The organism is Sinomicrobium endophyticum, assembly GCF_052983315.1.
In genome coordinates this window covers 1-20101 of record NZ_JBRKIS010000030.1, presented here as the reverse complement: position 1 = coordinate 20101, position 20101 = coordinate 1, and the positions used below count along the sequence as shown (strand labels likewise).

At 42.5% G+C, this 20101-nt stretch carries 20 protein-coding genes; 6 read left to right on the top strand and 14 right to left on the bottom strand.

Annotated elements, in window-relative coordinates:
• Positions 1–58: 58 nt before the first annotated feature.
• The 8 genes from ACVBDU_RS11950 to ACVBDU_RS11915 all read right to left on the bottom strand — a co-directional run bounded on the left by ACVBDU_RS11950 (position 59) and on the right by ACVBDU_RS11915 (position 7536).
• Positions 59–1552, bottom strand: a complete 1494-nt coding sequence (locus tag ACVBDU_RS11950) for a gluzincin family metallopeptidase (RefSeq protein WP_447179987.1) — start codon at positions 1550–1552, stop codon at positions 59–61.
• A 99-nt stretch (positions 1553–1651) separates the two neighbouring features.
• A complete protein-coding gene (locus tag ACVBDU_RS11945) occupies positions 1652–2023 on the bottom strand; it encodes a nuclear transport factor 2 family protein (RefSeq protein WP_447179986.1) in 372 nt (123 codons plus the stop codon).
• Between the two features lie 20 nt (positions 2024–2043).
• Positions 2044–2454 (bottom strand): OsmC family peroxiredoxin, encoded by a 411-nt coding sequence (locus tag ACVBDU_RS11940; protein ID WP_447179985.1) that lies wholly within the window; start codon positions 2452–2454, stop codon positions 2044–2046.
• 47 nt (positions 2455–2501) lie between these two features.
• On the bottom strand, positions 2502–3452 hold the full coding sequence (locus tag ACVBDU_RS11935) for a hypothetical protein (protein ID WP_447179984.1): 951 nt from the start codon (positions 3450–3452) through the stop codon (positions 2502–2504).
• A gap of 298 nt (positions 3453–3750) precedes the next feature.
• The gene (locus tag ACVBDU_RS11930) at positions 3751–5556 is read right to left on the bottom strand and encodes an amidohydrolase (RefSeq protein ID WP_447179983.1); all 1806 of its coding nucleotides are present in this window, start codon (positions 5554–5556) and stop codon (positions 3751–3753) included.
• 29 nt (positions 5557–5585) lie between these two features.
• On the bottom strand, positions 5586–6446 hold the full coding sequence (locus ACVBDU_RS11925; RefSeq protein WP_447179982.1) for a pirin family protein: 861 nt from the start codon (positions 6444–6446) through the stop codon (positions 5586–5588).
• Between the two features lie 12 nt (positions 6447–6458).
• Positions 6459–6818, bottom strand: coding sequence for a hypothetical protein (locus ACVBDU_RS11920; RefSeq protein WP_447179981.1), 360 nt, complete (start codon positions 6816–6818; stop codon positions 6459–6461).
• A gap of 61 nt (positions 6819–6879) precedes the next feature.
• Positions 6880–7536, bottom strand: coding sequence for a hydrolase (locus tag ACVBDU_RS11915; protein WP_447179980.1), 657 nt, complete (start codon positions 7534–7536; stop codon positions 6880–6882).
• 237 nt (positions 7537–7773) lie between these two features.
• Between ACVBDU_RS11915 and ACVBDU_RS11910 the strand changes: the two genes are divergently transcribed.
• Entirely contained in the window at positions 7774–9888 is a 2115-nt protein-coding gene (locus ACVBDU_RS11910; protein ID WP_447179979.1) for a sigma-54 interaction domain-containing protein, read from the top strand.
• Positions 9889–10096: 208 nt separating this feature from the next.
• Positions 10097–12232, top strand: coding sequence for a sigma 54-interacting transcriptional regulator (locus ACVBDU_RS11905; RefSeq protein ID WP_447179978.1), 2136 nt, complete (start codon positions 10097–10099; stop codon positions 12230–12232).
• A 287-nt stretch (positions 12233–12519) separates the two neighbouring features.
• Here ACVBDU_RS11905 and ACVBDU_RS11900 read toward each other — a convergent pair whose 3' ends face one another.
• Together ACVBDU_RS11900 and ACVBDU_RS11895 are read right to left on the bottom strand one after the other, a co-directional pair.
• Positions 12520–12747 carry a hypothetical protein gene (locus ACVBDU_RS11900; RefSeq protein ID WP_447179977.1) on the bottom strand — a complete coding sequence of 76 codons (228 nt, stop codon included), beginning with the start codon at positions 12745–12747 and terminating at the stop codon, positions 12520–12522.
• Positions 12748–12759: 12 nt separating this feature from the next.
• On the bottom strand, positions 12760–12900 hold the full coding sequence (locus ACVBDU_RS11895) for a hypothetical protein (RefSeq protein ID WP_447179976.1): 141 nt from the start codon (positions 12898–12900) through the stop codon (positions 12760–12762).
• 70 nt (positions 12901–12970) lie between these two features.
• On the opposite strand from ACVBDU_RS11895, the gene ACVBDU_RS11890 reads away from it, so the two are divergent.
• From ACVBDU_RS11890 to ACVBDU_RS11875, 4 genes are all read left to right on the top strand, one after another.
• Positions 12971–13276 carry an ArsR/SmtB family transcription factor gene (locus ACVBDU_RS11890; protein WP_447179975.1) on the top strand — a complete coding sequence of 102 codons (306 nt, stop codon included), beginning with the start codon at positions 12971–12973 and terminating at the stop codon, positions 13274–13276.
• 51 nt (positions 13277–13327) lie between these two features.
• Positions 13328–14263, top strand: coding sequence for an NADP-dependent oxidoreductase (locus tag ACVBDU_RS11885; protein ID WP_447179974.1), 936 nt, complete (start codon positions 13328–13330; stop codon positions 14261–14263).
• 1252 nt (positions 14264–15515) lie between these two features.
• Complete coding sequence (locus ACVBDU_RS11880; protein WP_447179973.1) at positions 15516–16490, top strand: zinc-dependent alcohol dehydrogenase family protein; 975 nt, start codon at positions 15516–15518, stop codon at positions 16488–16490.
• Between the two features lie 29 nt (positions 16491–16519).
• Positions 16520–16849, top strand: a complete 330-nt coding sequence (locus ACVBDU_RS11875) for a nuclear transport factor 2 family protein (protein WP_447179972.1) — start codon at positions 16520–16522, stop codon at positions 16847–16849.
• 799 nt (positions 16850–17648) lie between these two features.
• Here ACVBDU_RS11875 and ACVBDU_RS11870 read toward each other — a convergent pair.
• The 4 genes from ACVBDU_RS11870 to ACVBDU_RS11855 all read right to left on the bottom strand — a co-directional run.
• The gene (locus ACVBDU_RS11870) at positions 17649–17912 is read right to left on the bottom strand and encodes a hypothetical protein (protein ID WP_447179971.1); all 264 of its coding nucleotides are present in this window, start codon (positions 17910–17912) and stop codon (positions 17649–17651) included.
• 186 nt (positions 17913–18098) lie between these two features.
• Positions 18099–18605 (bottom strand): hypothetical protein, encoded by a 507-nt coding sequence (locus tag ACVBDU_RS11865; RefSeq protein WP_447179970.1) that lies wholly within the window; start codon positions 18603–18605, stop codon positions 18099–18101.
• Between the two features lie 2 nt (positions 18606–18607).
• Entirely contained in the window at positions 18608–19246 is a 639-nt protein-coding gene (locus ACVBDU_RS11860) for a hypothetical protein (RefSeq protein ID WP_447179969.1), read from the bottom strand.
• Between the two features lie 468 nt (positions 19247–19714).
• A partial coding sequence (locus ACVBDU_RS11855; RefSeq protein WP_514372381.1) for a C40 family peptidase occupies positions 19715–20101 on the bottom strand: 387 nt, incomplete at its 5' end.

Genomic DNA, 20101 nt, shown 5'->3' with positions numbered 1-20101 from the left:
TTGATATCAAAGAGTGAAAATGCCTTTGATTTGGTAGTTATTTTACAAGGTATTGTCATTACCACTGATATATTGTGGTCAGCTCTGCACCCTCGGTTAAGTTTACCTTCGGTATACTGTCGTTGATTTCGACCACAAATTCGTCAATAAGTTTTACGTTGTTAAAATCAATGGGGTGTCCTTCAACCATATGGCGAGCTACCTGTCCTTCCAGTTCTTTTTTGTCCACATAGGCAGCGCCTACGTCAATAAAATCATAAACCGTTAAAATCCCATCATTCTTTTTTGCCTTTCTGATCGCGTACAGGTCGAGCAACATATTCCTGAGTGTAAACTTCCCGTCAGATGCCAACCTGATCTGGTTATCAAGAAAAAAAGCATAGATCAGCCCCCGTCTGTAGGGAAGTTTTCCATAATTACCATAATCCGTCCAGTAATTTGCGGCAATGGAATCATTATGTGCCCCTTTGACCTCACTCTCGTAATGTGGTTTTAAGCTCTCTTCATTCAGGTAATTCAGAAAATCCTCCTTCCCGTAAATTTTACTGTAGGCCAAATTAATGAGGGTGGTATAATCGTTAAACCCTTCCCCGAACCATTGATGGTCAAAACTACCCTCCCCTAACATGATTTTGATGCCAATCCAAGTGTGGGCAGTTTCGTGTGCCGTTACGTACTTTTCCCATGTACCAAATGGCCTTCCCAACTTCATGACAAAGCCGTTTTTGATCCCAAAACCGCCCCCACCAATTTCTGCTTGGTTGTTTTGCAGTGCTGTGACAGATAAAAAATAGAACGGAAAATCCGTATCGTTCCAAAACCTGTGGATGCTCGGAAAATAGCTTTCAAAAAAAGGGTTGAGACTCCCCTGCAAGTCATTTCCATAGTTGTCGACTTTCGTGATCACACAATAGTAGGGAATATCCATAACGCTGTATTCCCTCACGTCAATATTATCCCCCATAACAAAGTATACCATTTCGGAAATGGAGTCGTAATAGGCTGAAAGCTTTTCCGATGGATTTCCTTGAGATGGGACAACGGAATTGAAATAGCTGAAATTCTCGGGATAATCACGCCATCTGAACGATACCAAAGGATTACTTTCATCAGTTATGGCCAGGGCAAACTGCTTGTTTGCCAACGTCAATACTCCATTTGTGACAACTGGCCTGAACAGTTCCGTTTGAGAAGCCATAGTTGGTTTATCAGCGGGAAGTGAACCGTTTATTTCATAACTGATCCGGTGTTTTTTTGCCCCGTTGTGGTATATGGTGATACGTCTGTCCACTTCATCTATCCTGACCACTTCAGGCCGGGTAGCACGAATATTTTTGACAACTTTGAATATATCTGTCTGCCCGCCAAAATTCGGGTCCCCAAATATAAACACAGTACTGTCTTTTTGAGATGCAGAATACGTTAGTTCGACCTCTAATGTAGAGGAGTGTCCGTCCCAGCTGAGCACATAGTCCATAAAGGGTTTTTGTTGCGCATAAGAATGGATGCCAAAAGTTAAGAGAAGAACTGATATTATATTGTTTTTTTTCATTTCCCTGAGCCTTGTGGTATCATAATGATTAAATTATTCAACTGATTTTCTAACTTATTTTATTGCAAACCCTAAACTCGTCCGGTTTATTAATGGGCATTACAAAAAAGAAGTCATGGCATTTCCGTTTGCTGATTTGACCGATGGCACCTCTTCCTGTACGACATCCCAATGTTCTGCTATTTTTCCATCTTCTAAGCGAAAGATATCCACCACTATGACCGGAACCGGACCCCACCCGTGAACGAGACTATGGGTTATCACAATATCCTTCTCTTCCACGATGATACCGGGCTGCCACTTAAAACCTAAATCCAAAACAGGCAAAAGCCTTCTAAGCCCTTCATGACCATTGATCATCGATGGGTTGTGCTGTTGGTATGATTCATGCCAATAGCGTTCTATGGCTGTGCTGTCTTTTTCATGGAATAACTCATCCATTGCCTTTAATACGATTTCTTTATTTGTCATTTCTTCTTCTTGTTTTTTGTTTATACTAAAGTAGCATTCAAAGTAATTTCTAATTTGAAAGCGTTACTTACAGGGCAGGTTTCTTCAGCAGATTTTGCTTTTTTTTGAAATTCTTCTTCCGTAATCCCTGGAATTTTTGCGGTCAAAACCAAATCTGATTTTGTGATAACCCCTTTATCCAATGTGATAGTTGATGTTGTTGTCAGTTCCTCAGGATGGTAGCCTGCAGTGGTGAGATCCGCACTCAATTTCATGGTGAAGCAACCGGCATGCGCTGCGGCCATCAGTTCTTCAGGATTGGTATCCGTTCCGTTTTCAAAACGGGATACAAACGTATAAGGTGTTTGCTTTAAAGCTCCACTTTGTGAAGTCAGATGGCCTTTTCCTTCTTTGATTGTACCGTTCCACACGGCTATTGCATGTTTTTTCATATTCATAGTTGTTTAATTTATTTAAGAAATTAGGGTTGGGTTTATGATTAGTATTCTAAAACATAAATTTTTTTATGCTCATAATCCCATACCGTTTTATATTTTGCCAGAAACCGATGAGCTATGAGTAAAAAATTATCCTCTGTTAATCCTAAAGCCTTTCTAACAGGACTAAAGTCACCTTCATATTTATCGATCGCTATAAAATCTGTAGTCAGATCAGAATTCATTTTTACTTTATTCAAAGAAAATAAACTGACATTATAACCATCTTTTCCATAATCGATAAGATTTTTTTCCTTCGTAAGTTTTTCAGCATCTTTATCGGTTATTCCCAGTAATCCATAATTACCACCTGTATCGAAGATCCCTAGAATTTCAACATTGTTTACCTTTACTTTTAGCATAGGAATATTAGGTAGATTTCTAATTTCAAAGTCTAATGTGGCTAGTAATTTTTCTCCGTTTAAAAAGTCTTTTGAAGATGCTCTTACAGCAGTGTTTTTATAGAAAGTAAGCTTTCTTTTGGTATAATCCAGTTTGAAAAGGTATCTCTTGAAAAAATCAAAACCTATATATCCTATACAATCAGGGGTAATACTATTCTGTAAAAAATCTAAATTAGCACTTTCGATTTGTTTGAGATTTTGAAAATGTAAACCGTTTACTAAACCTACCTCTTCAATAGTATCATTGGTATACTTTTTAAATTTTTGACCACTCGCAACAAAACCATCACCTGACTCTTTTTGAGACGATAAAGGAACCATGTTATTATTGATTTCTAAAGCTTCTTGCTTACCCGTATCAAACATAAATTTCCCTTTAACCCCGTTAACTTCACCGGAAATAAACGGAAAAGCATTCACAATCGTCAGGGGAAAAGAAATGCTGTCTCCTGTCAATTGGAACTCGTTTTGAATGGTAGATTCTTCAAGATTTTGAGCATGTAAAACAGTAGAAATTATTAAAGATGCCAGGGTGTAAATTGTTTTCATTGTTCAATGATGATTTCCTTTAATGTAATGTTTGTCTCTCTATGCATATTTTATTTTAGGTTCCGTAGAGTCTTTGCTACGAACTACCCTTCCTTTTTATTGATTGATTTCTCCATGTTTTCCTGGTCTAAAATCGTCGGAGGCGTCTACTATCCCTGAAGAATAGCTCATCATAAATGAACGATTTACCATCATTTTCAATGGTCACGACCATGGATGGATTATGGTCTTGTTTATTAATTATCTCGTTCGATTCATATTTGCATAACTAAAAGGCTATTCCACGTTTATCATTAATTCAGTTCTTCGTATTATAATAGCCTCCGAAGTATTTTACAGCTGACCATTCAGGAAGTGTCTCTGGCAATTTCGGAGACAGTTCACTGTAGTCTTTTGCACCAAAGACCACTCTTCCATCAACCACGGTCAATACGGATGAGATGGTTTTTATCTCTTCATCAGGTATGGTGAAGTAATCTTTGTCAAGCAATGCAAAATCTGCAAAATGCCCCGGAATGATCTTGCCCATTTCGCCTTCTTGGTTCTCAAACCAAGTTGGCCCGACTGTAACGAGTTTCAATGCTTCTTCCCTTGTCAAACGATTGTCCTTTGCAAGAATCTCCGAACCCGACACCGATTTGCCCGTGGTCATCCAACTGATACCGATCCATGGATTATAGGAGGAGGCCCTAAAGGCATCGGTGGTAATGGCAAGTGGAATCCCGCTGTCAACCAACGCTCGTAATCTTGGGGTTTGAAGTGCTTTCCCAACATTATATGTCTTTATAAACCCATCACCGTGCATGGCCATTTTCATGTCCAGGGCTATACCGCCCCCCAGTCTTTTTACCCTGGCAATATTCTCGGGAGTAATCGTTTCAGCATGTTCAATACTCCAACGTAAACCGTCCAATGGTGTCTTTTCATTTATAGTTTCTAAGGCATCCAGGAATGCAGTGATATTCTCGTTATAGCTAATATGCAAACGAAAGGGGATTCCTTTCTCGATAAGTTTTGTAATGTCTTCTTTTATATAACGATGCATTAATTCTTCATCTATGATTACCGCGGGTCGGTCAAAATTCTCGTGATCGTGTATTTCAAGTCGAAGTATTTCACCTGTGCCTTCATATTCATGACCATGTGTCATGGTTGGATGCAAGTTCTCTCCTGCACTTATGGGAGATTTTCTTGTAACGACGTTAATTTCAGCATCCACCAAACTTGCGCTGTTGGTATCGCCAAACTGAAGATCGATAAATGGCATTCTAATATTCAGACGATTTTCCTTCGTCAGTTGTTGTATGGGAGCATGTCCATGGGGATAACCATAAATACTTGCTGCGTCTACAGCTGTAGTAACTCCGAACCGGTTCATATCGTTTATGGCATTGGTAATGGAACTAATTTGCTCTTCATCTGAAGGTTGTGGCACCATGAGTTCCAGAGCGGCGAATGTAAATGTATAGGAATGTACAACACCTGTGTAATTTCCATTTTTGTCTTTTTCGAATATGGTTTCTGGTGAATCTGGAAACTTATCCGTACCAACTCCAAAAGCTTCCATCGCCAATTCATTTAAATATGCGCGGTTGTAGGCGTATTGTACAATCGCAGGCCTGTTTGGGACCGCTTTCCTAATTTCTTCTATGGTGGGCAATCGATTTTCTTTAAACTGGTATGGCGACCAACCACCGATCACTTTCACCCAATGGCCTTCAGGAGTTCGTTTTGCTTGCTCAGTCAACATTTCCAGGGCTCTCTCCAAGGTCGGCACACCTTCCCATCTCACATTATAGTTATAGCTCCTTTCATTCAGTACGTGGGTATGGGCATCATTGATACCGGGTATCAAGCGTCGACCCACTGCATCGATAAGCTTGGTGTTGTTGTCCTTCAACTCTAGTATCTCGGCATCAGTGCCTACGGCATATAGTCTGCCTCTTTTTACCGCCAATGCTGAAGCTTCGGGTTTGGTCAGGCTTCCCGTGGTAATTTTTGCATTGAATACGATCATATCGGCACCCACCAATGGTCCAGTGGATTGCGCCCTACTGCTTACACTAAAGATAACCGCAGTTACCAGAACGATTAATTTTCTCATGATTTGTTGATTTTTCGTTAAGCTTGTTTTTAATACTTTATTTTTCCGTATTTCCCCGCATAAAAATCCCGGTATGCATCAGCGATCTCGGACCGACTGTTCATCACAAATGGTCCCTCAGCCACAATGGGCTCCGAATAGCGTTCTCCCCCGAACAACATAACATCGATGGGACCCTGAAGTTTGTTTTCAATGGTTATCTCCCCCGCATTCCTATCAAATTCCACAAATTCCCCTGCCCTGAACTCGGCGCCGTTCAGTAGCGCATGCTTTGTGGGCAAAAAGGCGGCTACCTCTATGTTTTTCTCCATGAACACGGTAAAATCCTTCCCCGGTTCCAATTGGATGTGATATAGGAACTGTATTGAATAGTTGGGTATGGCAGAATGAAGCCCTTCATAATCGCCCACGATGACCTTGATCCACCCCCTATTGTCCGACAATGCTTTTTGTGGCACTTCATGGGCATGGATGGCCAGGTACTCCGGTTTTTCAGCCTTGTTCTTTGCTGGAAGGTTGATCCAAAACTGAAAGGCATGGGTGCGATTGGTTCCCGCATCTGAATCCACGTTCAAGGTCTCATCGTGCACAATACCATTTCCGGCCTTCATCCATTGCACCCCGCCTGAATGCACTTTGGCGTAATTTCCCGCACTGTCGAAATGTTCATCTTCCCCATCAATAATATAACTCAGCGTGGCAATGCCCCTATGGGGATGCGCCCCTGTTCCGCTATCCATGACAGCAGGTTGGCGTTTCGGAACAATATGGTCCAAAAAGACAAAGGGTCCAACGGCATCCGCATACCGGTTCGGTACCATTCTATTGATCGTCAAGTCCCCTATATCGGCCCTTTGGCCCTCTGTTGAAAAACTAGTTCCTTTTTTCATTTCTTATGTTGTTTAATCCAAAAACACATAGAGTGCCTGTATTTTGTCATTTTGGAAAATGGCGATATCCATTCCGGTCTGCACGGGCTGCTCCCCTATCGGCCCTATCCCCCAAAGCAACCTTCCGATATTGTTGTTAATCACTACGGGTTGTAGTAAACGAAAGACAAAATCTTCCGGCATTTGCTTCAATACCTCGGTGATACTATCATTGATGGCTTGGTGTCCATGGGTCTGATGCCCCACATGGTAGAGTCCACTATCGATCCCATAAAGGCCTTCGATGACTTTCAGCCGAATCGCCTTGTCCCGCTCACTCCAAACTTTATTTAAATTTTCCTCCATAATGGAGGCAAGTACTGTATTTCCCATAGCAGTAGTTTTAAACAGTTAAAAACCGATCCCGATACATCGGGACCGGTTGTAACGCACTTTACTTTTCATTGGGCACCGGGGTGTCCAAAAGTTGAAGTTCCCAAGCCAAAGCAACACCACTTCCTCCACCATGATCAAACAAAACTGGCCCCAATTGAGTTGCTGTTTCCATACGGGCCCAATCACGTTGCCATTCTGAAGCCACGGCCAACCAATTGATGGGCACAATTCCTACCTGGACCATTCTACGGACAGCCATATCATGGGCCTCGGCACTTACACTGCCACAGGCATCCGTAACAACAAACACATCATAACCTTCCCCCAAAGCTTGGATTGCAGGCATGGCAACACAAACTTCTGTCCATAACCCTGCTATGATCAATTGCTTACGACCACTTTCATTTACGATATCGGTAACTGCAGGATCTTCCCAAGTATTGATAAAGGTTCTGTTAATGGGTTTCTGTTCTGGGAATACATCTTGAATACTTTTAAAGATATAGCCCCCACGTTCTTCAATTACCGTAGTAAGTATAGTTGGTACATTAAAAACTTTTGCTGCTTTTGCAAGACCTACAGTGTTGTTAATGACCATTGTCGGTTCGTGGCTATGCAAATTGGCCATTTGAAAAGGTTGATGATCGATTAGCACTACGATGCTGTCTTCGGGCCGAAGAAGCCCCTCAAGTCCGGTTTTTGGTGTTTTGTTCATAATGGTTACATTTTTTAGTTCTTGTTATTTGTTATTTGACCATCCGCTTATCAACCTTACGGCATCGATTTGGATGATCATGCTGTCCCAATTGGGCTATTTTTATGCCACATATATAAACACATGATAATCAATAAAATATAGAAATTAAGAAAAATATAAACTCTCCTTAATATCATATTATTCTCTTATATTAGAAATTAAAGTATCTTTAACTGGAATCAAACGCTATGAAAAATGAAGGATATGCTCGATGAGTTTCAGCTTAAAGCAAAGTTGATGGATCAATGGCCCTATGAAGTGGTCTGGGTAGATAAGGATGCCAAGTTTGTATATGCCAACGAGAAGTTTTGCAACACTATTGGTTACAATAGAAAGGAATGTAGCACATTATCGGTTCTGGATATCAACACGACCCTGACACCTGAAGGCTGGAAAGCCCATTGGCAGGAGGTCATGGAAAAAGGAAGCGTCAACTTTATCACGGTCCACAAAACCAAAGGAGGCAGGTTCTACGATGTAGAGGTACATGTCCAAAAATTCTCATATAACGGAAAAAATTATTTGTGCGCTGTTGCAAAAGAATTTGCGGAACCCAGCTTTCATAAAAAGATCATAGACAATACCTATCAGATCGCAAATATAGGGGGGTGGGAGCTGACCTTACTGGATGGGTCCATCATGGCAACCCCTTGTGCCATGGATATTCTGAATGTCAAGAATCCGGAGGGACTGACCCCACCAAAGGTCATCCATAGGTTTAAGGACAGTGACCGGTACAGGTCGTTGTTGGGAGAAGTGATTAGAAATGGGATTGCCTTTGATGAAATATTGGAAACCAACGATTCCCCGCCCCGATATGTCAGGGCCGCTGCAAAGCCCATTTTAAAAGGGAAAAAGATATATAGGGTATTCGGTATCTATCAAGATATTTCCGATATAAAGCATAAAGAAAATGATCTAAGTTTCTATAAGGCCGTTATGGAAAATGCCCAGGACTTCATTGCTGTCTACAATAAAGAAGGGGATGTGATACATTATAACAAATCCCTAATGAAACATTTGGGGTACAGCAAGGAAATGCTGGACCATACTAAAATATTTGATCTGGATCCCGCGGTCAACCGGGAATGGTGGGCAACCCACTTTCAAGAAATCATCGATAAAGGCTCGCTTCGTTTTGAAAGGTTGTTACCAAGAGCAGATGACACAAAGTTTCCAATTGAAGTTACGGCAAACCATCTAAGGTTCAATGGCCAGGATTATAATTGTGCCGTGGGCAGGGACATCACCGCTAAAAAAATGCGCGACCTGGAACTGTACGAGGCCCTGCAAGAAATAAAGACCTTAAAGGAGCGTCTTGAAAATGAAAATGAATATTTGCAGGAAGAGATTGGCAATAAGATCAATTTCAAGAATATCATAAGCAGTAGCGAGGCCTATAAAAGCGTACTTATACAAGTTGAACAGGTGGCTCCCACGGATACAACGGTATTGATCACCGGCGAGTCAGGCACCGGAAAGGAATTATTGGCTCATGCAATCCATAGTAACAGCAAAAGAGGAAATCGTCCGTTGATCAAGGTCAATTGTGCCACCCTGCCCAAAGAACTCATGGAAAGCGAATTGTTCGGCCATAAAAAAGGTGCTTTCACCGGGGCGATCGCCCATAAGGAAGGTAAATTCACCCTCGCTGATGGCGGCACCATCTTTCTTGACGAAATAGGTGAGTTGCCCTTGGAGCTTCAACCCAAGCTTCTCAGAGTTTTACAGGAAGGTGAATACGATGAACTAGGGGGCACCAAAACAATCAAGGTCGATGTAAGAATAATTGCCGCAACGAACCGGAATTTAAAGGAAATGACCCAAGAAGGCAAGTTTAGGGAAGACCTTTATTATCGTTTGAACGTATTCCCCATACACAATATCCCCTTGCGGGCCAGAAAACCTGACATCCCGATACTTGCCCAATATTTTTTGGAAAAGTATGCCCCCAAGGCCGGAAAGACTTTCAAGCGCTTGGCACCACAAACAGTTGAAAGACTCATGGCTTACAACTTTCCGGGCAATATCCGTGAATTGGAAAACCTGATAGAACGTGCCGTCATAGTCGAAAACGGCACTACCCTAAACCCTGGTAACTGGGTTCCGGAACAGGAAAATATACCTCTTTCTAATGAATTCAAATCATTTGAAGCCAATCAAAGGGATTATATCATCGAGGTGTTGGAACATACCCATTGGCGTGTCGGGGGACCCCATGGCGCGGCAAAAATTTTGAATATGAACGACAAGACCTTGTTTGCCAAAATGAAGCGTCTAGGTATAGAAAAACATATTTCGTCCAAGTAAATTATATGGACAAAACACCTAGTCAAGCATGGTTATACTATTACAGGGCTGGCCAATTCCGGCAATGATTTTTTATACCAATTCCATAGATCTCGGAATATAGGTATCCCCTAAACTAAAAAGATACTTTGTAATATTCTTTATTTTTGTAATTTTCCATTATATGAGAAATAAAATTTATTTTTGTCATCATTAAAGAGGTATACAGATGAAGGACAATATGCACGATGCGGAGATAAATGGCTGGCTACTGGAACAACTACCGCACGAGATGGTCTGGTTGGATGAGAAGGGCAAAATCATTAAGGCCAATGCTAAGTTGTGCAATGCACTGGGTTATAGTAAAAAGGAATGCGAAACACTGTCTATCACTGACATCAATATTACTGTTACACCCGAAAGTTGGAGGAAACATTGGGAAGAAGTCCATGACAAAAGGAGTATTCGATTCACTACCACCCACAAGACTAAAACAGGGAAATTTTATGAAGTCGAAGTCAACGCCCAGAGTTTCTCATATGATAGAAAAAAATATATATGTGCTATTTTACATGAAGTAAGAGAGGCCGGTTTTTTCAAAAAATTGATTGAGGACACCCAATCCATGGCCCATTTGGGAGGGTGGGAACTGAGCTTATATGATGGATCCATCCTGGCCACCCCTTATGCATTGGAAATTTTTAATACAGAAAACCCAGAAGATTTAACTCTCGCCAAAATCATCCATAAATTTAAGGATAGTGATAAATTCAGGTCTTTACTTGAGCAAGTCATAAACAATGGAATCGCTTTTGATGAACTTTTCGAATCCAGTGATTCCCCTCCCCGATATATCAGGGCCGTGGCCAAACCCATCTTGAAGGGGGATAAAATCTATAAAGTCTTAGGGGTCTATCAAGATGTGACAGAAATCAAGGACAAGGAAAGTGATCTGGGCCTTCTAAGCACTGTGATTGACAATGCCCAGGATTTGATCTATGTATATAATGACAAAGGAGATTTACTGTACTATAGTGAATCTCTGATTGACAAGTTGGGATATAGCCGGGAAGAACTGGACAAAATGGGCATGTTTGACCTGGATCCCGTCGTTACGGATGAATTTTACAATGCGCATTTTGATCTGTTAAGGGCAAAAGGGTCGCATCGGTTCGAATGGTTGATCAACAGAAAGGACGGCACCGTGTTCCCGGTGGACATCACTTCAAGTTATTTAACCTATAAAGGTGAGGATTACTGTTGCTCTGTGGTCCGCGATATCACCGCCAAAAAAATGCACGACCTACAAATTTATGAGGCCCTGGAAGAAATTAAATCCTTGAAGGAGCGTCTTGAAATCGAAAACGAATACTTGCAGGAAGAAATCGGTATTAAAATAAACTTCAAAAACATCATATGCAAAAGCGATTCCTATAAAAGTGTACTTATCCAGGTCGATCAAGTGGCCCCTACGGAAACAACGGTATTGATCACCGGTGAGTCCGGTACCGGTAAGGAATTATTGGCAAGGGCCATACACAACAATAGTAAAAGGAAGGAACGTCCCTTGATCAAGATCAATTGTGCTGTCCTTCCAAAGGAACTCATCGAGAGTGAACTGTTCGGGCATAAAAAGGGGGCATTTACCGGAGCTGTTGCAGACAAGGTTGGTAAGTTTACCCTTGCAGACGGGGGAACCATTTTCCTCGATGAAATCGGGGAATTGCCCTTGGAACTTCAACCCAAACTCCTTCGGGTGCTACAGGAAATGGAATTCGATGAGTTGGGCGGTACCAAAACAAAAAAAGTCGATGTACGTGTCATTGCGGCCACCAATCGGGATTTAAAGGAAATGATTCGTGATGGCCGGTTCAGGGAAGATCTTTATTACCGCTTGAATGTGTTTCCGATACATAATATTCCCTTGCGCGCCAGAAAGGACGACATCCCTATATTGACACAGTTTTTTTTGGAAAAGTATGCAGTGAAGGCCGGGAAAGTTTTTAATCGTGTGTCAAAAGATGCGATAGATGCATTACTAAACTATAATTTTCCCGGAAACATCAGGGAACTGGAAAATATGATCGAGCGTGCGGTCATCGTAGAGAATGGTCCAACGCTAAAACCGGGAAGTTGGATACCACTAAAAGATATCCATGCATCCAACATCGGCTTTAAATCCTTCGAAGCTGTTCAAAAGGAGTACATCATCGAGGTCCTCGACCATACCAATTGGCGGGTCAGTGGTCCCAGTGGTGCGGCCAAGATATTAAAGATGAAAGACAAGACCCTTTTTGCCAAAATGAAGCGTTTGGGCATCGAAAAAAAAGTCAGTCTAAAGAGAAATCCACAGAAAACGACTTGAGATGGCTGAATATATGACAATCCCCAATAAAAACCATGCAATCAACTACCTCGCGTCCCGATAATTATCGGGACGCGAGGTATTCACACGAGCAAGCCTTAGCTCATTTCGATGCAGAGGATCAGGGAATAAGACCCATTTAATGGGATTCAACAACCGCTATTGGGTCCGTATTTGTGAAAACCAAAGGTATTGGCCGACAAAATTGAAATCTGTCCACCCCCATTAAAACATAAAGTGAAATCGGCCAAACGGATTTCCCTTTTCCACAAACACCTATTTGGATACTATTTAACAACGGTATAATCCTCAAAATCAACGGTCAAGTTCTCTAATAGGCTTACTACTTCCAATAATGTTAAGCCCTGTTCCATACCGGGTTTTTCCACCCAACCCCGAAGGATTTTGAAATAGGTCCATAGCGCTTCGGTCGACGTGGTATGGATGTTCAGGCGGACAATGTTCTTGCAGTCATATCCTGCCTCTGTAACCACCCGCTCGAGATTAAGGAGCATCAAAGAGGCCTATTATGAATGAAGGCGGCTCAGTGTTTCCCTGGACACCCCGGGATAGGCGGCCAATGCCGGGAGGCGCATGGTACTGTTAACCATCAATGCACCCTCGATATGGTGAGGTATAGAAGATTGGATATAATTGGACCATTTCATAAAGTTTTATTAAAAATTATGTAGGTATTTAGGTAATTACCTAAATTTGTACCAGTAAAAAAACAGAACTATGGAATTGTTGGAAATCATAAAGTCCTTATCAAATGAAACCCGTTTAAATATTCTGGAATGGTTAAAAGACCCTTTTGCCCATTTTCCGGAAGAGGAACTGAGCGAAGACACCCCGGAATTGGGTGTATGTGTGTCAGATATTGCAAAAAAGGCGGGAATGTCCATCCCTACTGTTTCCGATTATCTAAAAACAATGTCTACCGCGAATATGTTGATCGCTACACGAAAGGGACAGTGGACGTATTATAAAAGAAATGAAAAATCAATCCAAGATTTAGCAACGCATATTAAAAATAAACTATAAAAAATTTTGTTCAACTTTTAGGTTTTTACCTAATTATATAAATATATAAATATGAAAGCAATTGTATTACAGGCACCAGGCGGTGCAGAAAACTTAGTCATTCAAGACGTGGACAGACCGGAAATCAAGACCGGGGAAGTATTGGTAAAAGTCAAGGCGATAAGCATCAATCCTGTCGATGTAAAAACCCGTAATGGAAAAGGCATATATGGTCGGATAAAGGATGAACAGCCCCTTGTTTTGGGATGGGATATCTCCGGTACTGTTGTAGAGAGCCACGATGCCAAATTTCAAATTGGCGACGAGGTGTTCGGGATGGTAAACTTTCCCGGGCATGGAAGGGCGTATGCGGAATACGTAGCGGCCCCTGCATCGCATTTTGCCCTTAAACCTCAAAACATTTCCCATGAAAAGGCGGCCGCAGCAACCCTGGTCGCCTTGACCGCTTGGCAGGCCCTGGTCACAAATGCCAATGTCCAGAAAGGTCAGAAAGTACTTATCCATGCCGCTTCGGGAGGAGTGGGTCACATCGCGGTCCAAATTGCCAAGTATTTAGGGGCCACGGTGGTCGGAACCTCCTCCGCAAAAAACAAGGATTTTGTATTGGGCTTGGGAGCTGATGAACACATTGATTATCGTGGCTATGACTGGGCTGCACACCCAAGGGAATTTGATTTTGTCCTCGATACCATTGGTGGTGATAATATAGACCACTCCCTTGAAGTGACCAAGGAAGGCGGAAGCATCATCAGCATCCCTACCGGGTTGAATGAGGAAGTCACCTCAAGGGCTGCTACCAAAGGGGTAAAAGGCTATTTCATCCTGGTGCAATCCCATGGTGAGGATATGGAACAGATTGCGTCCTTTTTGGAAAAAGGGATCCTAAAACCACATATTTTCGAAACGTATGGTTTCGATCGGATGCAAGAAGCCCATTTACAGCAAGAGACCGGTAGAACTGTTGGGAAACTGATCGTTACCACATAACATTGGAACTTATGAGCGTGCATAAATCAAATCATGGGGTTTTGTGCCGAGAACGACTAAAAAACCTAAAGCCCTTTGGAGAACTCTAAATCAAGCCCTAAAAGTGCTTTGTTTGACACTTCCAGTCCTGTAATCATACCAACCTCGGTCAGGTTAGCAATGGACAACAATAACGAGGTGAAATGGAAGATTTTTCAAAAGATTGCACCATTGAAAAAGGAAATCTTCAAAACGAAATTGAGAATATGTAGCCATCTCTAATAATTATAATTCAATTTTTAGTACATGACAAAAATTAATTTCGTCATACATACGAGTATGCCTGTGGTCGAGTGTACGAGTTATCAACATCCATCCATATACCCGAACACCCGAATACCCGAATACCAAAGGTCAAGATGCGTTTTGCCTTGTGGTAATACCTACGATGTGAATTGAAATAAAAAAATGTCATGTACTAAAAATTCAATTTCTAAATTCCTACTATTCCTATGCATAATATAATAATGTGAATTAAGGGTTGAAATTCAATCTTTATAACCTTCAGGAGCATATTTTGATAAAGAATGAAATTGCACTTTAGTTATTGGTTATTAGGCTATTGAGTTATTTAGACAATACCTGTAAACTGAATAACTCAATTACTCAGTAACCTAATAACTCGACTATTTTTTTATTGAAAAACCACAACTAATTGATCTTTAACTAAAACAAAAATCTGACCCTTAATTAGCATTAATAGCATGGCTAGGGCTTACATTTCAAAATTGTTAGAATAATGATACTAAACGCTAAGAAGAAAGTACTATTTCTTAAATATTAGAAAAATATTACAATTAAGGAATATAATAAATACTACTTTACACTTAAGATGCTGTATACAAATGACTTACTGATTTGGCACAGAATTGGTCAACAATAAGACGTGTAAGTATTGCAGCGATATGAAATTTTACTTTAAAGAGCACTGGTTTATAGATACGTAATTTTTTAAGCTTACAAATCAAAATCATTGTATGTTTTTCTTGATTAATCAAGAATTATAACTACTCAGTTTCTTTTTAAACTAATGAAAATTGAAATGAAAAATATCAAGTTTATCCTCATTTTGTTGGCCACATCGGATTTACCCGGAATCTATGGTCGCCTTATCTAAATGATTAACTGTCTAAAACATCATTTGTTAGAAATCAAAATTTCTCAAAGCAATATTTTTCAACCTTTTTAATTTAACATTTTTAAATATAATATTATGAAAGCAGCAGTGTTAAAAGAGTTCGGCTCTATTGAAAATTTTGAAATTGTGGATATCCCCACACCTAAACCCGGATTCAAGGAAGTTTTGGTCAAGGTCTTTGCAACTTCTGTAAATCCTTTGGACTACCAGGTACGGCGTGGAGATTATAAAAATGAATTGGAATTACCGGTCATTACAGGTCACGATGTCTCTGGTGAGATCGTAGAGATTGGTCCGGGAGTGGAAAACTTTAAGGTCGGGGATGAAGTGTATTATACCCCTGAGATTTTTAACGGACCGGGAAGCTATGCACAATTTCACGTGGCAAAAGAGGCCATCATTGGTTTAAAACCAAAGAACCTGAGCCATCTGGAAGCTGCAACACTTCCCCTGGCCGCAGGAACAGCCTGGGAGATGCTCGTTACCAGGGCGCAGCTCAAGATCAACCAGTCCATACTCATCCATGGTGGTGCCGGTGGTGTAGGTATACCGACCATTCAAATAGCCAAGGCCATGGGAGCAATTGTGTATACTACAGCCAGAAAAGCCCATCATAAATTTCTTCTTGAATTGGGTGCTGACTATGTCATTGACTATGAAAATGAAAATTACATTGATGTCATTCAGCAAATGACAGGCAATAAAGGGGTTGATGTGGTCATTGACACCATAGGGGGCAATACACTTTCCGATAGTGGAAAGATACTCGGTCAGATGGGGCAAGTAGTCACCATTGTCGATATAGAAAAACCTCAGAACCTTATTGAGGCTTGGGGGAAAAATGCCTCCTATCACTTTGTCTTTACCAGACAGAACAGAAATAAATTGGATGAACTGACCCAATTGGTAGAAAACAAAAAGCTAAAGCCCGTTTTAAATAAGGTCTATCCATTGTCTGAAATAGGTAAAGCCCATGGTTTATTGGAATACAAAACTGGTGATGAAAACTTCTATGGAAAAATAGGAATAGAGGTTGAAAAAGAAGTTTAATTAAAACAGTTATTAAACAAAGATCAGATATGAGTAATCAGGATATTTTTATAAAGGCGAACAAAGCTTTGGCAGAAGGAAACTATGACGAATTCATCACTTACTGCACCGAAGATATAAAATGGGAAAACGTCGGTGAAAGCACCTTCCATGGAAAGGTCGAAATTCTTAGGTACATGAGCTCAACTTATGATGGATTAGTATTTACAACAGAAAATTATATCAAAGAAAAGGATTTCGTTGTTGAGCTTGGTCAGATAGTATTTGAAAAAAACGGGGAGTCAAAAAATAGTTCCTTTTGTGACGTTTGGAATTTTAAGGATGGTTTGATCCATCAAGTAACTTCGTTTGTGATTTGAGAAAGCCTGATAAAAAACTATTAATTCAAAACCCTTGATTGAATCAGGGGTTTTGTTCCTTTTTAGGAAAATTATACAGGGTTGAAAAAGTCATAAAACCTGTAGTCCTCCAAAGGAAAATCTTTTGGCAGTAAACGATGCGCTACATAGAGGAGGCAATACTGTGTTAAACTTTGATATAAGTTTCTGATTTTTAATAAAATAAAAGTATAAAAAAGAATGGGAATATTTGTATAAATCCTTGGTTTTTTAGTATCTTAATAGGATTATTTCACGATTCTACAAGATAAGGTCTCCCAGACCTTTTTTGACGCTCGGTCCTAGCGCAAAAAAGCCTGCATCTGAAGCAAAAATCTCTATTTCCTGCCTGCCGGCCAGGCAGGTTCGCTTCAATCACAAAAGTCAAGATGAGTTCTATAAGAATGTTATTTAAGGTCGTTTAATTTACCTTTAAATATAACAAAACCAAAGAGAAGCGGGGAGTCAAATCCTATAAGAAGTATTTGGCGTCTTCGGAAACCGGGCCAAACTTTAGACATATTTGACCGGCCGTTGTGCGATTGAACAATTGGTGGAGCAGACCTCATGACAAGCACAGCCCCCTGGCATACATACCCGTGGCAGGACCAAAACGGCATTCACCCCATTGCTCCCGGTTTAATGCCCGGAAAACGGCCATTAACACAATCCTGTTTATGCCGGAGGGAACTCCGTATGCAGCTCACCCGTTCCCGTTAGCCGCATACCGGTCTCCTTCTGATTTTATACCCGGTTGCCTTAGCCGCTAACAGGGTTGGGTTTATATTGTATTGGGAATGGGTGGACGGCCCAGGGGATTCTGTCTGCCGTAAACAGAACTCTGTTTACCGCTTACCGGGTTGCGGCTGATTTCACACCCGAATGGGTTTACCGTATACCGGGTTAAGTTTGCTGCACAACGGACAGGGTTGGCAGCCGGGAGTATTCCGTTTACGGTTCGGGGGGATGTATAGGCGGTGCGGAGATCCCGGTTTACGGTGCTATGGATACTATTGGCAGTAAAGAGAAAACAGGGTGAATTCACAAGCAGTTGGGTTAGCCGTCAACACGGTTACCTGGACATACGTATGTAAATGCAAAAGCGGCGGACTGGTTTCAGTCCGCCGCTTACCGGGATGCCTTTGCGGCTGATCCAACTCGATCCTGCATATACGCATTCCCTTAAATGGCACTATCCGGGCTTGTTCGGACACAAAAATCTACACGGTTCCTAAATCCGAAAACGCTTCCGGATCACCCGGGCAAGGACGATAAAGGCCAGGACCGCTATGGCGATCCACCACCAGCGCCGGCTGGTGGCACCGGTACGCTGTACGGCCCTGGCTTCGTACCGTTGTGCTTCCCGGGTATGGGTGCTGTCCCGCAGGTTGTGTTTTTCCTGTAAGGTATGGCTACGGTGTTCGTTTTGCAACGCATCATAAACCACGTTATGTTGACCGTAGATCACCACCTTTTCGGCCTCCCCGCTAAAGCCAGAATCCCGGTGATAGCTAAACCGGCCCACAGGCACGATAGCCACTGCTTCCAGTTCCTGCCAGGCCTGGTGTACCTGTACCACGGACAAGCTGTCGAACTGTTCGACGGACATGGCGCGGAAGTCGGTTATTCGTGCTTCCGAACGCTGTTTGATTTCGCTTTGCCGGTGGTGCCGGGTACTGCTACAGGCCACAACACAGCAACCGGCCCACAGGATAAATAGCTTTTGCAGGGTGTCCATGCTCATTCCTTTACCGTGGCACGCATGGAGGATACGGGGCTCCAGGCGCTCACCCCGTTCTTATTGCGCGCCCGTACCCGGAAATAATACGTCATCCCGTCCTGCACGGGAGTATAGAAATTGCCGCGGGAGTTGGAGTTGCTCCCGGCGGGCTGCCATAGAGGCTGCCCGTCCTCGTCCAGCGTATCGGCAATCTGCATCTCATAGTCGTAGGCTTCCCGAATAGCCGGGAACTCCAGCAATATCTCACCCGGCCGTCGGGAAGCACGGAGACGCGTCCATTCACAAGCACGGGGTACCCTGGTGCTTTTAGGATGGGCTACAGGATAGAACCCGGAGCTGAGCTGTGTGGAAGCCAGATCAGTAAAATTATTGATGTACGTGGTTACCCGCCGCATCATGGTAATCAGTGCCGTACGGGCTTCGTCCTTTTCCTTGGTTTCCCGAAGGTTGCCGCCTAAAGCGGTAATGGCCTGTTTGTTCAGGTAATCCTGCACCACGGGCTCGTATTCCGCAAATGGCGGGTACAGGTCCGGGAAATGGGTATTCGTCCCCAGGGCATCCAGGGTACGGGTGGCCAGTACGGCCAGGTCGCCATCACTCAGATGGCCGTAGTTTGTTACTAATTTTGGTCGTCTCATTTTTTTAAGTTTTTTATGTTAAACATTTGGTTTTAGTCAAAACCTCTAAAGGCTCCTCCCTCCCGATAGTCATCGGGATGATAAAGGGAGGTGGGCGGACTTTAGTCCGGTCGGAGGGTTAGAAAGCCCAAGCCATAGGAAAACCTGAATGTTTTGGAATAATCCCGTGACCTGGGATTTCAAACCCTCCCCCCGTTGCTACGCTCGGGTACCTCCCTTCTCCCGATAATCATCGGGATGAAGGGAGGAGCTTTTGAGATTTGTTCAAATACAAGATTCATTTTCACAACTAAGACTTTATGCATTAATAGTAGTTTTCATTGATGAATCTGTATTAGTTATCCGTCCACCGGGCAATAACGGTAAGGGTTCGGACGGGGCGGCGTTTGCGTACTACGGCGTTATTCACGTTGCCTTCTACGGTATAGGCCCAGTTGGCGGTCCACCGGTCTATAAAACCGGCGTGGGCTATACGGCCCAGGCTGGTATTGTAGAGGCCGAAGACATCGCCGGCACGGGGGGTTTTTGGAGCCTTCCCTCCTTTTTGTTTGTCCGGATCACCTTACGGTCCGGGAACAGTGCGGGGCTCCAGGGAGTGCGAGGCTTGGCGTAGCCTGCCTTGCCAAAACAGAAGCTTACGAATGCGGCACACCAGTTGTAGCCTTCGCCAAGGCCGGTATAGCGGAGGTATTCCGCTACCCGTTGGCCATCGTTGTGCCCGGTGGCTTCTTTGATCCCCACTTCGGCCGTGTAGACCCGCCGCAGGGTGGTTACATCATTCGCGAGAGCCAGAGGGCCATACCCCAGAATAAGGATATATAGCCAGCCAGGTAAATACATACGTGTTGCCATGGG

Excerpts from the sequence above, each read along its gene's own strand:
- ACVBDU_RS11875 (WP_447179972.1), top strand. The coding sequence starts at position 16,520 with ATGAGTAATCAGGATATTTTTATAAAGGCGAACAAAGCTTTGGCAGAA.
- ACVBDU_RS11940 (WP_447179985.1), bottom strand. The coding sequence starts at position 2,454 with ATGAAAAAACATGCAATAGCCGTGTGGAACGGTACAATCAAAGAAGGA.
- ACVBDU_RS11930 (WP_447179983.1), bottom strand. The coding sequence starts at position 5,556 with ATGAGAAAATTAATCGTTCTGGTAACTGCGGTTATCTTTAGTGTAAGC.
- ACVBDU_RS11920 (WP_447179981.1), bottom strand. The coding sequence starts at position 6,818 with ATGGGAAATACAGTACTTGCCTCCATTATGGAGGAAAATTTAAATAAA.
- ACVBDU_RS11890 (WP_447179975.1), top strand. The coding sequence starts at position 12,971 with ATGGAATTGTTGGAAATCATAAAGTCCTTATCAAATGAAACCCGTTTA.
- ACVBDU_RS11860 (WP_447179969.1), bottom strand. The coding sequence starts at position 19,246 with ATGAGACGACCAAAATTAGTAACAAACTACGGCCATCTGAGTGATGGC.
- ACVBDU_RS11925 (WP_447179982.1), bottom strand. The coding sequence starts at position 6,446 with ATGAAAAAAGGAACTAGTTTTTCAACAGAGGGCCAAAGGGCCGATATA.
- ACVBDU_RS11880 (WP_447179973.1), top strand. The coding sequence starts at position 15,516 with ATGAAAGCAGCAGTGTTAAAAGAGTTCGGCTCTATTGAAAATTTTGAA.
- ACVBDU_RS11865 (WP_447179970.1), bottom strand. The coding sequence starts at position 18,605 with ATGGACACCCTGCAAAAGCTATTTATCCTGTGGGCCGGTTGCTGTGTT.
- ACVBDU_RS11915 (WP_447179980.1), bottom strand. The coding sequence starts at position 7,536 with ATGAACAAAACACCAAAAACCGGACTTGAGGGGCTTCTTCGGCCCGAA.
- ACVBDU_RS11935 (WP_447179984.1), bottom strand. The coding sequence starts at position 3,452 with ATGAAAACAATTTACACCCTGGCATCTTTAATAATTTCTACTGTTTTA.
- ACVBDU_RS11910 (WP_447179979.1), top strand. The coding sequence starts at position 7,774 with ATGAAGGATATGCTCGATGAGTTTCAGCTTAAAGCAAAGTTGATGGAT.
- ACVBDU_RS11900 (WP_447179977.1), bottom strand. The coding sequence starts at position 12,747 with ATGCTCCTTAATCTCGAGCGGGTGGTTACAGAGGCAGGATATGACTGC.
- ACVBDU_RS11945 (WP_447179986.1), bottom strand. The coding sequence starts at position 2,023 with ATGACAAATAAAGAAATCGTATTAAAGGCAATGGATGAGTTATTCCAT.
- ACVBDU_RS11895 (WP_447179976.1), bottom strand. The coding sequence starts at position 12,900 with ATGAAATGGTCCAATTATATCCAATCTTCTATACCTCACCATATCGAG.
- ACVBDU_RS11950 (WP_447179987.1), bottom strand. The coding sequence starts at position 1,552 with ATGAAAAAAAACAATATAATATCAGTTCTTCTCTTAACTTTTGGCATC.
- ACVBDU_RS11905 (WP_447179978.1), top strand. The coding sequence starts at position 10,097 with ATGAAGGACAATATGCACGATGCGGAGATAAATGGCTGGCTACTGGAA.
- ACVBDU_RS11885 (WP_447179974.1), top strand. The coding sequence starts at position 13,328 with ATGAAAGCAATTGTATTACAGGCACCAGGCGGTGCAGAAAACTTAGTC.